Raw genomic sequence first — 12,416 nt, 5'->3', positions numbered from 1 at the left:
TCATACCCTGTCGACCCATGCCCCGTCCCTCCGGCGGCCGCCGCCGTCGGCTGGTCTGGATCGTGCCGGCCGTCGTGGCGTTGGTGCTCGCGGCCGTCGCGGTCAAGGTGCTGACGGGCGGCCAGGGCGACGTGTCGAACAAGAACGTCGAGTTCGACACCGCGCCGCCCGTGGCGCCCGCGCCGACCGCAGCCGAGCCGAAGACCACCACGTCCAACGCCAAGGACCCGTTCGCCGACGGGTTCGAATGGCCCATGTACGGCTACACGGCCAACCGCGCGCGCTACCTGCCGCTGACGCGCGACCTGCGCCCGCCGTTCAACGTGCGCTGGAAGCTGACGGGCTCGATCCTGCTGGAGTTCCCGCCCGTGATCTGCGGGAAGTCGGTGTTCCTGCTCAAGAACAACGGCGCGCTCTACGCGCTGTCGCGCAGGACCGGCAGGGTCCGCTGGAAGGCGAAGCTCGGCTACCTCGCCGCGTCGTCGCCCGCGTGCTCGGTCAAGGACTCGACGGTCTACGTCGTCCTGCTGGCGCGCGGCAAGGGCATCAAGGCCGGCCGCGTCGCGGCGGTCGCCGCGGGGAGCGGCCGGACGCGCTGGTCGCGCAAGCTGCCGTCGCGCGCCGAGTCCTCGCCGCTGCTGGACTCCGGCCGCGTGTACTTCGGCAGCGAGGACGGGACCGTCTACTCGCTCGATGCCGCCAACGGCAACATCGTCTGGACCTACAAGTCCGGCGGCGCGGTCAAGGGCGGGATCGCCCTCGACGGCGACGGCCGGCTGATCTTCGGCGACTACGACGGCTCGGTCACCGCGATCCGCCGCGCCGACGGCAAGCGGCTGTGGAAGACCGGGACGTCCGGCGGCGCGTTCGGCCTGAAGTCGGGCAACTTCTACGCGACGCCCGCGATCGCCTACGGCCGCGTCTACATCGGCAACACCGACGGCTTCGTCTACTCGTTCTCCACCAGGAACGGGGCGCTGGCGTGGCGCCACAAGACCGGCGGCTACGTCTACTCCTCCCCCGCGATCTCGCCGGTCCGCGGCGGGACCGTCTACGCCGGGTCCTACGACGGCAAGCTGTACGCCTTCGACGCCCGGACCGGCAACGTCAAGTGGACGCACAGGTCGGGCGGCAAGATCAGCGGCGCGCCGGTCGTCATCGGCGACCTGGTGTTCTACTCCAACCTGAGCAAGCACTCGACCGGCGCCGTCGGCGCGGCGACCGGCAAGTTGGTGTGGTCGATCGGGCGCGGCGCGTTCAACCCCGTCGTCTCCGACGGCCAGCGGCTGTACCTACTGGGCTTCACCACGTTGTACGCCTTGGCCGAGCAGGGCCGGACGGCCGCCGGGACGCTGACCGACGCCGGCAGGAAGCACCGCGACGCCCACCTCGCGGCGGTCGCCAAGCGCCGTCACGTGCGCTACCTCAACGCCCGCATCGCGGCGCGGCGGCGCGCCGTCGCCCGCCGCCTAGCACTCCGCCGCGCGGGCGCGAAGGTCTGCTTCGAGTCCGGCGGCAGGAGCACGTGCCGCGTGCCCAAGCCGCCGGTCTGCTTCAGGCGCGCGTCCGACGGCCGGACGGTCTGCCGCGCCAGGAAGGACTGAGGCCTAGGCCTTGGCCTTCTTCTTGGTGGCCTTGGTCTTCGCCTTCAACACCCAGAACTTGACGCGCGCGGTGTCCTGGACCCTGCCGTCGGCGCTGAGCGTCGTGACGGTCAGCAGGTAGGTCCCGGGCGCAAGCCTGCCGCCCTTGGCGATCAGCGCCTGGGGCCGGACGGTCGCGACCGAGGCGACGGCGCCGCCCTTGGCGGCCTTGGCGATCGTCAGCGACGTGCCGCCCGCGCCGGCCGTGCCGGTGGTCTGCCTGACGCTGACCGGCGCGTACTCGCCGGGCTTGTACCTGCCGTCGTCCTGCTGGCTGCCGCGCAGCGGCGGGCACCTGGCGACCGCGTGCGAGCCGGTGCTGCGCTGCAGCGTGACCCGGACCGTCGCGGCGGTGCTCAGCCGGTAGCGGATCCTCACCGCTCGCGACGTCGCCGCGGCGGCGGCCACGCAGCGCGGGCTGACCGTGAGGCTCTGGACCTTCGCCAGCAGCGGCGTCACGGCACCGGCGCCCGTGACCGGCGCGGGCGGCGTGGTGGTCGTCGTCGTGGTGGTGGTCGTCGTGTCCGTCGTCGTCGTGGTGGCCGGCGGCGGCGGGGCCGGGATCGTCACGCTCACCGTCACCGGCGCGGAGACCGCGCCGTCCTTGTCGGCGGCGGTGACGGTCACCGTGTAGGTCCCGGGCGTCGTGTAGCGGTGCAGCGCGATCATCGGGACGTGGCCGTTCTGCCTCAGCGGCGCGGTCCCGTCGCCCCAGTCGACGTGGTAGGTGAAGGACCGGGCCTGGTCGTCGGGGCTGACGTCGCTCGCGCCGACCGTGAACGACAGGTCGGTGTTCAGCGGCGTGCTGTCGGGCGCGGCAACCGTGGCGACCGGCGCGACGTTGTTGACCGTCACCGCTCCGCGGTAGGTCGTGGTGAGGCCGTCCTTGTCGATGATCGCGGCGCGGACGAAGAACCTGCCGGAGTCGGTCTCCGGGATCCTCAGCGCCGCCTCGCTGCCCGAGCCGCCGTAGGTGCCGTCGCCGACGTCCCAGGTGCCGTCGTCGTTGGTGTCGAAGGCGTAGTGGAACCCGGCGGTGGTGTCGGCGCTCGACGGGTCGGCGGGCGCGGTCAGCGACACGGTGGCGGTGCTGCCCTCGTCGACCGGGCCGTCGTTGCCGAAGGTCGCGGTCGGCGCGACGCCGGTCGCGACGACGTTGGTGACGTGCGTGGTGACGCCGCCGTCCTTGTCGATGATCGCGACCCGGACCGGCGTGGTGCCGTCGTCGGTCGTCGGGACCGTGAGGCTGGTGGCCGTCGTCGCGGTGGCGTAGGTCCTGCCGTCGCCGCCGGACTCCCAGGTGCCGTCGTCGCCGACGTCGTAGGCGTAGCGGATCCCGGCGGCGCTGTCGGCGCTCGACGGGTCGGTGACCCTGGTCACCGTCACGTGCGCGTCGGTGCCCTCGTCGACCGGGCCGTCGTTGGCGACCGTGCCGTCCGGCGCGACGTTGTTCACCGTCAACGTCTTGGTGTAGGTGTTGCTCGCGCCGTCCTGGTCGATGATCGCCGCGCGGACGGTCACCGTGCCGTCGTCGGTCGTCGGGACGGCGGCGCTGGAGCTCGTCGTCGAGCCGGCGTAGGTGCCGTCGCCGATGTCCCACCTGCCGTCGTTGTCGAGGTCGTAGGCGTAGCGGAAGCCCGCGGCGGTGTCGGCGCTCGACGGGTCCGCCTGGTCGCTGAAGCTCGCCGTGCCGCTGCTGCCCTCGTCGACCGGGCCGCCGGTGCTCAGCGTGGCGGTCGGCGCGACGTTGTCGACGTCGTAGTCGACCGAGATGAACGTGTTGCCGCCGTCCTTGTCGGTGACGGCGACGTCGAAGGTCTGGGTCCCGGAGTCGGTCGGGGTGATCGTGAAGTCGGTGGCCGTCGTCCCCTCGGCATAGGTGTCGCCGCCGAAGTCGTAGGTGCCGTCGTCGTCGGTGTCGACCCCGTAGTGCAGGCCGGCCGCGTCGGCGGCCGACGGGTCGGTCCCGCTGACGTGCAGCGTCCACGACCTGCCCTCGGTCCCGGGCGTCGGGACGCCGGAGACCGACGGGGTCGGCGCGACGTTGGTCACCGTGACGTTCACGCTCGCGGTCGACGTCGCGGCGCTGGGGTCGGAGACCTGGACGGCGACCGCGTGCGTCGCGGGGCCGTCGCCCATGCCGAAGGTGGCCGCCTGCGCGGCGGTCAGCGCCGGCCTGGCGCCGGTCGCGTCGTCGTACTGGCCGTCGCCGTCGAGGTCCCACCTGTAGGTCAGCGCGTCGTTGTCGGCGTCGGTCGAGCCGGAGGCGTCGAGCGCGGGCGCCGTGCCCTCGCCGATCGTGTACGGGCCGCCCGCGCTGGCGACCGGCGCGTGGTTGGCGGAGAGCGTCCTGAACGTGACGTCGGTGCCGTAGCCGGTGCCGGAGACGTTGGTGGCGAACGCGCGGTAGTCGTAGCTCTTGTTCGGGGCCAGCCCGGTGGCCGCCACGCTGAACGCGCCGGTCGTCGTGCCGGACGCGTCGACCTCGGTCGTGCCCCCGCTGCCGAGCGCCGGGGTGCACGGCGCGGCGCAGACGACGAAGCCGCGCTTGCTCAGCGTGCCGCCGCCGTCGGAGGTGACGGTCCCGTTCAGCGTCGCGCCGCCGGTCGTCACGCCGTTGGCGGCCTGGGTCGTGGCGGTCGGCGCGATCGCCGCGGCGGCCTTGTTGAGGCCGGCCATCAGGAAGGCGTACGGGAGGTGCTGCGCGCTGTCGGCGAAGTTCCAGTGGTAGTTGACGCCGGCGTTGGGCGCCCTGTTCTGGCCCGTGTTGCCGCTGCGCGTGGCGCCGGCGCCGAAGATCGTGCCGCCGCCGGTCGCGCTCCACAGGCTGGAGGCGGTGACCGTGTCGGTCGACGGGCCGAGGAACGGCGTCTGGGTGAGGTTGCTGAGGTTGCCAAGCGCCAGGACGCTGAAGTCCGCGTCGGCCTGCGTGTTGTTGAGGACCAGGCTCGCCGAGTTCGACGACGCGTCGCCGACGCTCTCCTGCGCCGGACCGCTGACCGGGTTCAGCGCGTCGACGCCGTCGTAGGCCACGGCGCCGATGACCGCTGAGACGTTGTGCGCGAACGTCACCGTGACCGCCGCGGTCCCAACCGCCGGGTTGCTCAGCGTCCACACCTCGGCGTGCGCGCCCGAGGTGGTCCTCGCGCCGGAGTCCAGCGCGGCGCGCAGCGTCAGCGCCTGCCCGCCGTAGGAGACGCCAGAGACCTGCTGGCCCTCGGTCGTCGCGACGCCGACCGCGAGCAGCCGGCCGGAGCCGGCCGTGATCGCGACGTTGTCGAGCTGGAACGACGAGCCGACCGCAGCCGCCCTCGTGGCCGCTCCGCGCTGCACCACGTCCGCCTGCGCGGCGGATGCGCCCACGCTCGCGATCGCCATCAACGCCGCGCCCGTGACGGCGCACTTCCGCACAAGTACCCCCAACATGGGGACGAGCCTACGTCCGCGGGCGGACGATGCGCAACCCCGAACGTCTAGTTCGGAAACAACCGTGTCCGCCTGGACGGCCGGGGCGGTGAGGCCGCGGCGTCCACTTCCCGAGCGGTCCCTACGGCCGGACGGGCACGCCGGCGGCGATCAGGCGTTCCTTGGCCTCGGCGACGGTGTGCTCGCCGAAGTGGAACAGCGACGCGACGATCGCCGCGTCGGCGCCCGACTGCAGCGCGGCGGTGATGTCGTCGAGGCCGCCCGCGCCGCCGGAGGCGATCACGGGGACGTCGACCGCCTGCGCGATCGCCGACGTCAACTCGAGGTCGTAGCCGTCCTTGGTGCCGTCGCGGTCCATCGAGGTCAGCAGGATCTCGCCCGCGCCGCGGCGGACGCCCTCGATCGCCCACTCGATCGCGTCGCGGCCCGTCGGCGTGCGGCCGCCCGCGACGAAGACCTCCCAGCCGTCGGCCTGCGTCGCGTCGGCGCGGCGCTTGGCGTCGATCGCCAGCACGACGCACTGCGAGCCGAAGTGCTCGGCGAGCTCGTCGAGCAGCTCCGGCCGGGCGAGCGCCGCCGAGTTGATCGACACCTTGTCGGCGCCCGCGTCCAGGACCGCCTGCGCGTCGGCCACCGAGCGGATCCCGCCGCCGATCGTGAACGGGATGAACACGTTGTCGGCGGTCCGCCGCGCCAGGTCCACGATCGTCCCGCGGTTCTCATGCGTCGCGGTGATGTCGAGGAACACCAGCTCATCCGCACCCTCGGCGTCATACCGCTCCGCCAGCTCCACCGGATCCCCCGCATCTCGGATCCCAACGAAGTTGGTGCCCTTGACCACCCGCCCCTTGTCCACATCGAGACACGGGATGACGCGCTTGAGATGCATTGCCAGCAGCCTATCTCGCCGCCCACCGCCATCCGGCGCGCGCCTCCGCGACGCGCAGCGGCACCGCCCACCGCGCGACCCCGCGCGGCGCGGCTCAGAGGGCGGCGGCGCCGTGCTTCGCGCGATGGCGGGGCGCGAGCAGGCGGGCGATGTGCGGGTCGGCGGCGAGCGTCGCGGGAGAGCCGGGGTGCGTCCGGATCGCCTGCAGGAGCGCCTGGTTGCGGTGGCTGCCGAGGCGGGGCTCGAGGTCGTGGAGGAGGCGCGACCAGCGCTCCTGCGCCGGCGGCTGGTTGAGCGCGGCGGCGACGGGCGGCGAGGCGACCGCGCGCAGCGCCCTGCCGGCCTGCTCGGGCGTCAGCGCGGCGAGCAGCTCGGCGGCGAGGCCGTCGTCGCCGTTGACGTACAACTCGACCAGCGCGGCGGTGTAGCGGTCGATCACCTGCTGCGGGACGTCGTCGCCGCCGCTGACGAGGTGGCGCAGCGCGCGACCGGCGGCGGACGCGTCGGTCCCGGCGCGCGCGGCGGCCAGCAGCGCGTCGAGCGCGGTGTCGATCTCGGCGGCGCGCATCGAGGTCGGCAGGTAGGCCGCGGAGTCCACGCAGTCCAGGATCACGCGGGCGGCGACCGCGCGCTCCGGGTGCTCGGCGGACAACCGCGTGTACTTGGTCCCGAGCTCGTGGCGGCGGGGCTCGGAGACGCACGGCCACAGCGCGGGCCAGAGCGTGAGGACGTTGTCGCGCGAGCGCTGCGACGCCTCCTGATCGACGTAGACGCCCAGGAGCCCGGCCGCGAGCGCGTCGACCCGGTCTTGCGGGAGGGCGTGGAAGAACGCCGCGGCGGCATCACGCTCAGCGATGCTGAGCGGATGGTCGCGCATGTCGGCCAGCAGCGTCCCGACGCGTGCGGTGACCGGGTCGACCGGCGCGGCGACGACGTCGCGGACCGCGAGGGCCAGCCACTGCGCGAGGTCGCTGCCGGTGACCGTGGTCACCGACGGGTGCGCGGCCGACGCCTGGTTGCGCATCACCCGGACGTGGTCGAGGCGCAGGTGCGCGTCGTGGGTGATCAGGCCGAGCTGGCGCGCGGCGCGGAGCAGGTCGATGTCGTCGATCCGCGTCAGGTCTTCGACCCTGCTGAGGTGCTTGCGCCGCTCGGGCGACGAGACCGCGACCTCGAAGAAGTACGCCAGGTCGTACGCCGCGACCCGCCGCCGCAGCTCGCCGACGGTCGCGTCCCAGAGGTAGTTCAGCGCCGCGTCGAAGAGCCCGACCGCGGCGGCCGCGATGAGCTTGGAGACGTACGCGCCACGCGCGAGCGCCGCCTCGTCGAGCTCGGCGACCGACGCCGGGACGCTCGCCAGCACCAGCCCCCGCTGCGCGACATCGGCGAGCACATCGCTCGGCAACCCGACCGCCGCCAACCGCGCGAGCAGGATCGCCTCGAACTCCTCGAGCTCCTTCCGCGCATCCGCCCCATCCAACCCACCCCGCTCCTGCATGGCGCGAGTCTACGCGCGCACAGCCGCACCCTTCCGCCGCGCCTCGCCGCCCCGGCAGGGGACGGCGGCTTCCTGCGCGCGCTTACTCCGCCGCGGGCACGGCGCGGAAGGGCTTCTTGCCCTCGACCGGCTCGGGCTGCAGCGCCTGCTGGCCTTCGGCGATCGTGAAGCGGCCTTCGTAGAGCGCCTTGCCGGCGATCACGCCGCCGAGGTTGACCTGACGCAGGTCGCGCAGGCCGCGGAGGTCCTCCAGCGAGCCGATGCCGCCGGAGTAGATGAAGCGCCCGCGCACGACCTTGGCGATCCTCTTGACCGCCTCGAAGTTGATGCCGCCGAGCATGCCGTCGCGGTCGACGTCGGTGTAGACGAACGACCGCACGCCGCGGTTCTGCAGGCGCTCGATGACGGCCTCGGCCGGCATCTGCGTCGTCTCCTGCCAGCCCGACGTCGAGACGTTGCCGCCGCGCGTGTCGACCGACACGATCGTCCGCTCGCGGAACGCGCCGAGCACGTCGTCGAGGAAGTCGATGTCGTTGAACGCCGCGGTCCCGAGGATCACGCGCTCCGCGCCGGCGCGCAGCGCGTCGCGGACCGCCGGCAGCGTCCGCAGGCCGCCGCCGTACTGGACGGGCACGTGCAACTCGGCGGTGATCTGCTCCAGGTGCTCGAGCGACTTCGGCGAGCCGGTCCTCGCGCCGTCGAGGTCGACGACATGGAGGAACCTCGCACCCGCGTCGACCCACGCGCGCGCCGCCTCCAGCGGCGAGTCCTCATAGACGGTGACCTGGTTGAAGTCACCCTTCACGAGGCGAACCGCCTTGCCCTCGCTGATGTCGATCGCCGGGTACAGGATCAAGCTGCTGTCGCCTCCACAGACGTGCACACCCGCACGAAGTTCGCCAGCAGGGCGATCCCGTCGCGCGAGGACTTCTCGGGATGGAACTGGGTGCCGTACACGTTCCCGCGGCCGACGACGGACGCGAACTCGCTGCCGTAGTCGCTGATGCCGAGGGCGATCTCGCTGTCGAGCGCGATGCCGGGAACGAAGGAGTGCACGTGGTAGAACGGCGCCGGGTCCGGGAGCCCGTCGCTCAGCGCGCTGGGCCGCGCCCAGCGCACGCTGTTCCACCCGATGTGCGGAAGCTTCAGGCCGCGCGCGTCCAGCGGCACGATCTCGCCGGGCAGCAGGCCGAGCCCGTCGGCGCCGCCGAACTCCGGGCTGTGCTCGAAGAGCAGCTGCATGCCCAGGCACGCGCCGAGCACCGGGACACCCGCGCCCGCGCGTTCGCGCACGAAGTCGGCCAGCCCGGTCTGGTTCAGGACGTCCATCGCCCGCGCGAACGCGCCGACGCCCGGGACGACCAGGCCGTCGGTCGCGCGCAGCGCGTCGTGGTCGCCGGTCATGACCACCGTCGCGCCCGCGCGCTCCAGCGACTTCTGCATGGAGCGGCGGTTGCCCATGCCGTAGTCGACGAGGCCGAGCGTCACCATCAGGACGTCAGCGTTCCCTTGGTCGAGGGCACGCCGGTCTCGGTCGGGTCGATCGCGACGGCCGCGCGCAGCGCGCGGGCAAAGGCCTTGAACGCCGCCTCGATCATGTGATGGGCGTTGGTCCCGGTCTCGACCGTCACGTGCAGCGTCATCCTCGCCGCCGACGACACCGCCCGGAAGAACTCCTCGGTCAGCTCGTGGTCGAAGTTGCCGGTGCCGCCCGGCGGCAGGTCGGCCTCGAAGGCGAGGAACGGCCGGCCCGACAGGTCCAGCGACACGCTCGCGCGCGCCTCGTCCATCGGCACGACCGCGTGGCCGTAGCGGTAGATCCCGGCGCGGTCGCCGAGCGCCTGGTCCAGCGCCTGGCCGAGCACGATCCCGGTGTCCTCGACCGTGTGGTGCGCGCCGGTCTGCAGGTCGCCCTCGACGTTGACGAACAGGTCGAGGCGACCGTGCCGGGCGAGCAGGTCGAGCATGTGATCCAGGAAGCCGACGCCCGTCTCGCGGGTCCCGGCGCCGTGGCCGTCGAGGCCGAGCGTCAGGCGGACGTCGGTCTCCTTGGTCTTGCGGCTGATCTCGGCGGTGCGCGTCATCGCCCTTGATTCTCCCGAACCCGCATCGAGTCCGCGTGCCGGGTGAAGCCTTCGGCCTCAGCGATCGGCACGCCGGCCTTCGCGAGGGCGTCCGCAGCGGCGCCGATCCGCACCACGCTCATGCGCCGCCGGAACTGCCGCGTCGACAGCCCGGAGGTGAACCGCGCGGCGCCGCCGGTCGGCAGCGTGTGGTTGGAGCCGGCCACGTAGTCGCCGAACGCGGTCCCGGACTCGCGCCCCACGAACACGCACCCGGCGGAGCGCACGGCGCCCGCCAGCGCCTCGGCGCCGGCGCCGACGAGCTCCAGGTGCTCGGGCGCGAACGCCTCGCTGACGGCCAGCGCGCTGGCGACATCATCGACGACCACCACGGCCGCGGCCGCGTCGGAGTCCGGCGCCTCGTCCAGCCGTGCGGCGACCTCGTGCGCCAGCGCCGCCGAGTCGGTCACCAGCGCGACGATCGTCCCGGTGCCGTGCTCGGCCTGCGCGAGCAGGTCGGCCACGACGAGGTCGACGTCGGCGTCCTCGGTCGCCACGATCAGGACATCCGAAGGGCCCGCGAAGCCGTCGATCCCGACGTCCCCGCTGACCTGGCGCTTGGCCTCCTGCACGTAGAGCGACCCCGGCCCCGCGATCACGTCCACGCGCGCGACGCTCTCGGTCCCGTAGGCGAACGCGGCGACCGCGTGCGCGCCGCCCATCCCCCAGACCTCGTCGGCGCCGCACAGCGCGCACGCTGCCAGGATCACCGGGTGCGCGCCCGGCGCGCAGACGACGACCTCGTCGACGCCCGCCGCCTTCGCGGTCACGACGCCCATCACGACGGTCGACGGGTACGGGTTGCGCCCGCCCGGCGTGTAGATCGCGGCGCGCCGCACCGGGACGTCGCGGATCGTCACGTGCTGGCCCTGGGGCAGCGCGACCTCGCGGTCGGTCGCCAGCCCGGCCTCGGCGACCGCGCGCACGTTGGCGATCGCGACCTCCAGCCCGGCCCGGACCGCGGGGTCCAGCGCGGCCAGCGCGGCGTCGCACTCCTCCTGCGTGACGCGCAGCGGACCGGTCACGCCGTCAAAGCGCTCGGCGTATTCGAGCAACGCCTGCTCCCCGCGCGTGCGCACGGAGGCGACGATCTCGCTCACCGTCCCCGACACCGACACGCCCGCGGGCGCCAGCGCGCGCAGCTCGGCCGCCGCGTTGACCGGATCGGTGGACTCGAAGCGCTCGACCTGCATCACGCACCCCCCGCGATCGGCGCCGCCGACGGCGCGTCGCCGACGACCGCGCGCATGCGCCGCGTCAGCTCGTCGATGGCCGCCGACTTCAGCTTGTGCGCCACCGGGTTGGCGATCAGGCGCGCGGTCGAGTGCAGGATCTCCTCCCGGATGACGAGGCCGTTCTCGCGCAGGGTGTTGCCCGTGGCGGTGAGGTCGACGATCGCCTCGCTCAGCCCGGTCAGCGGCGCCAGCTCGATCGAGCCCTTGACCTCGACGATCTCGGCCTGGCGGCCGGTCTGCTCGAAGTAGCGCGCGGCGATCCGCGCGTACTTGGTCGCGACGCGCATGACGCCCAGGCGCCGCAGCGCCTCGGCCGCCGGGTCGATGTCGCCGGCGATGGTCGCGACGACCATCGTGCACGGCCCGAACCCGAGATCCAGAAGTTCTACAACTTGCCGCTCGTCCTGCTCGGTCAGGACGTCCTTGCCGGTGATCCCGACGTCGGCGGCGCCCGCCTCGACGTAGGTCGGCACGTCCGACGGGCGCATCGTGACGATCCCGACGTCCTCGAACAGCAGCTTGCGCGAGTTGCTCCGGACCTCGGCCGTCGGCACGCCGACGGCGTCGAGCAGGTCGAGCGTCTCGCCGATCATCGCGCCGCGCGGGACCGCGATCGTCAGGGCGGGCGAGTTGTTGATGGACTCGCTCACGACGCCACCGCCTCCTCTTCGCCCGCCAGCGCCAGGTGCAGGCTGTCGACGTTGAGCGCGAAGCCGACCGCCGGCAGGTCGCGACCGAAGCGCGACAACAACGTGTCGTAGCGCCCGCCGCCGCCGAGCGGCTCGCCGAGCGCCGGGTCCAGGACGTCGAACACCGCGCCCGTGTAGTACCCGAGCCCGCGCGCGAGGCCGAGGTCGAGGACGATCCGGGCGTGGACCGCCTCGGGCAGGTCGGCGAGGATCGCGCGCAGGCCGTCGGCCTCGCCGCCGGTGATCTCGTCGAGCACCTCGGGCCCGCCGCGCAGCTGCGGGACGCGCACCAGCGCGTCGTCGACGCCGGCGGCGATCGCCTCGCGCTCCAGGCGCACGAAGTCGCGGCGGCCGAGCGCCGCGAGCAGCCGCTCGCCGACCTCGTCCGGGACGTCGAAGGACTTCAACAACGCCGGGTACAGCGACGCGCTGCCGAGCGCGATCCGGTAGCCGACGAGGCCGACCGCGTCCAGCGCCTCGCACAGGACCGTGAGCGCCTCGACGGTCCCGAACGGCCCGGGCGAGCCGACCAGCTCGATCCCCGCCTGCAGGAACTCGCGCATCTGCCCGCGATGCGGCCGCACGCCGCGGTAGGCGTGCGCGAAGTAGGAGAAGCGCAGCGGCGGCTCCGCGGTCGCGTAGCGCGTGGCGACGACGCGCGCGATCGGCACCGTCATGTCCGGCCGCAGCGCCATGACCTGGCCGTGGTCGTCCATCACGCGGTAGCCCGGATCGACGCCCGTCTCGCCGCGGCGCAGGACGTCCTCGAACTCGATCGAGGGCGTCCAGACCTCGCCATAGCCCCGATGCTCGAACACCCCGCGCATCGCCTCGGTGATGGCGCGCAGCTCCCGCATCTCGTCGGGAAGGACGTCTCGCGTCCCGTTGGGAATGGGGTGGTTCATCGGGTCCC

The 12,416-nt window shown here is 73.3% G+C and carries 10 protein-coding genes; 1 reads left to right on the top strand and 9 read right to left on the bottom strand.

Features of this window, described 5'->3' with window-relative positions; genetic code table 11:
• Positions 1 to 17: 17 nt before the first annotated feature.
• A complete protein-coding gene (locus H030_RS37500) occupies positions 18 to 1,604 on the top strand; it encodes a PQQ-binding-like beta-propeller repeat protein (protein WP_051223129.1) in 1,587 nt (528 codons plus the stop codon).
• A 3-nt stretch (positions 1,605 to 1,607) separates the two neighbouring features.
• On the opposite strand, the gene H030_RS33530 is transcribed toward H030_RS37500, so the two are convergent.
• From H030_RS33530 to H030_RS33515, 9 genes are all read right to left on the bottom strand, one after another.
• The gene (locus H030_RS33530; RefSeq protein WP_081690940.1) at positions 1,608 to 5,069 is read right to left on the bottom strand and encodes a PKD domain-containing protein; all 3,462 of its coding nucleotides are present in this window, start codon (positions 5,067 to 5,069) and stop codon (positions 1,608 to 1,610) included.
• A gap of 121 nt (positions 5,070 to 5,190) precedes the next feature.
• Positions 5,191 to 5,958: an imidazole glycerol phosphate synthase subunit HisF gene (gene hisF / locus H030_RS0119090; protein WP_027007281.1), complete on the bottom strand. Its 768-nt coding sequence runs from the start codon at positions 5,956 to 5,958 to the stop codon at positions 5,191 to 5,193.
• Positions 5,959 to 6,052: 94 nt separating this feature from the next.
• Positions 6,053 to 7,456: a hypothetical protein gene (locus tag H030_RS0119085; RefSeq protein WP_051223127.1), complete on the bottom strand. Its 1,404-nt coding sequence runs from the start codon at positions 7,454 to 7,456 to the stop codon at positions 6,053 to 6,055.
• A gap of 82 nt (positions 7,457 to 7,538) precedes the next feature.
• The gene (gene hisA, locus H030_RS33525; protein WP_051223125.1) at positions 7,539 to 8,312 is read right to left on the bottom strand and encodes a 1-(5-phosphoribosyl)-5-[(5-phosphoribosylamino)methylideneamino]imidazole-4-carboxamide isomerase; all 774 of its coding nucleotides are present in this window, start codon (positions 8,310 to 8,312) and stop codon (positions 7,539 to 7,541) included.
• Positions 8,309 to 8,947 carry an imidazole glycerol phosphate synthase subunit HisH gene (gene hisH, locus H030_RS0119075; RefSeq protein ID WP_027007279.1) on the bottom strand — a complete coding sequence of 213 codons (639 nt, stop codon included), beginning with the start codon at positions 8,945 to 8,947 and terminating at the stop codon, positions 8,309 to 8,311. The genes hisA and hisH overlap by 4 nt, the downstream gene beginning before the upstream one ends.
• On the bottom strand, positions 8,947 to 9,540 hold the full coding sequence (hisB, locus tag H030_RS0119070) for an imidazoleglycerol-phosphate dehydratase HisB (protein ID WP_027007278.1): 594 nt from the start codon (positions 9,538 to 9,540) through the stop codon (positions 8,947 to 8,949). The genes hisH and hisB overlap by 1 nt, the downstream gene beginning before the upstream one ends.
• Complete coding sequence (gene hisD, locus H030_RS33520; protein WP_035127980.1) at positions 9,537 to 10,772, bottom strand: histidinol dehydrogenase; 1,236 nt, start codon at positions 10,770 to 10,772, stop codon at positions 9,537 to 9,539. The genes hisB and hisD overlap by 4 nt, the downstream gene beginning before the upstream one ends.
• Entirely contained in the window at positions 10,772 to 11,464 is a 693-nt protein-coding gene (gene hisG, locus H030_RS0119060) for an ATP phosphoribosyltransferase (RefSeq protein WP_027007277.1), read from the bottom strand. The genes hisD and hisG overlap by 1 nt, the downstream gene beginning before the upstream one ends.
• Entirely contained in the window at positions 11,461 to 12,408 is a 948-nt protein-coding gene (locus tag H030_RS33515; RefSeq protein WP_051223123.1) for an ATP phosphoribosyltransferase regulatory subunit, read from the bottom strand. Before H030_RS33515 ends, hisG begins: the two co-directional genes overlap by 4 nt.
• Positions 12,409 to 12,416 lie beyond the last annotated feature (8 nt).

It is taken from the genome of Conexibacter woesei Iso977N, assembly GCF_000424625.1.
In the GTDB taxonomy this organism is placed as follows: Bacteria; Actinomycetota; Thermoleophilia; order Solirubrobacterales; family Solirubrobacteraceae; genus Baekduia; species Baekduia woesei_A.
The sequence above is the reverse complement of the archived record's forward strand: the minus strand, read 5'-3'. Positions and strand labels throughout refer to the sequence as shown.

Bases quoted from the DNA above. Each gene is read 5' to 3' on its own strand.
- hisH (WP_027007279.1), bottom strand. From the start codon at position 8,947: ATGGTGACGCTCGGCCTCGTCGACTACGGCATGGGCAACCGCCGCTCC.
- H030_RS33515 (WP_051223123.1), bottom strand. From the start codon at position 12,408: ATGAACCACCCCATTCCCAACGGGACGCGAGACGTCCTTCCCGACGAG.
- H030_RS37500 (WP_051223129.1), top strand. From the start codon at position 18: ATGCCCCGTCCCTCCGGCGGCCGCCGCCGTCGGCTGGTCTGGATCGTG.
- H030_RS0119085 (WP_051223127.1), bottom strand. From the start codon at position 7,456: ATGCAGGAGCGGGGTGGGTTGGATGGGGCGGATGCGCGGAAGGAGCTC.
- H030_RS33530 (WP_081690940.1), bottom strand. From the start codon at position 5,069: ATGTTGGGGGTACTTGTGCGGAAGTGCGCCGTCACGGGCGCGGCGTTG.
- hisB (WP_027007278.1), bottom strand. From the start codon at position 9,540: ATGACGCGCACCGCCGAGATCAGCCGCAAGACCAAGGAGACCGACGTC.
- hisD (WP_035127980.1), bottom strand. From the start codon at position 10,772: ATGCAGGTCGAGCGCTTCGAGTCCACCGATCCGGTCAACGCGGCGGCC.
- hisF (WP_027007281.1), bottom strand. From the start codon at position 5,958: ATGCATCTCAAGCGCGTCATCCCGTGTCTCGATGTGGACAAGGGGCGG.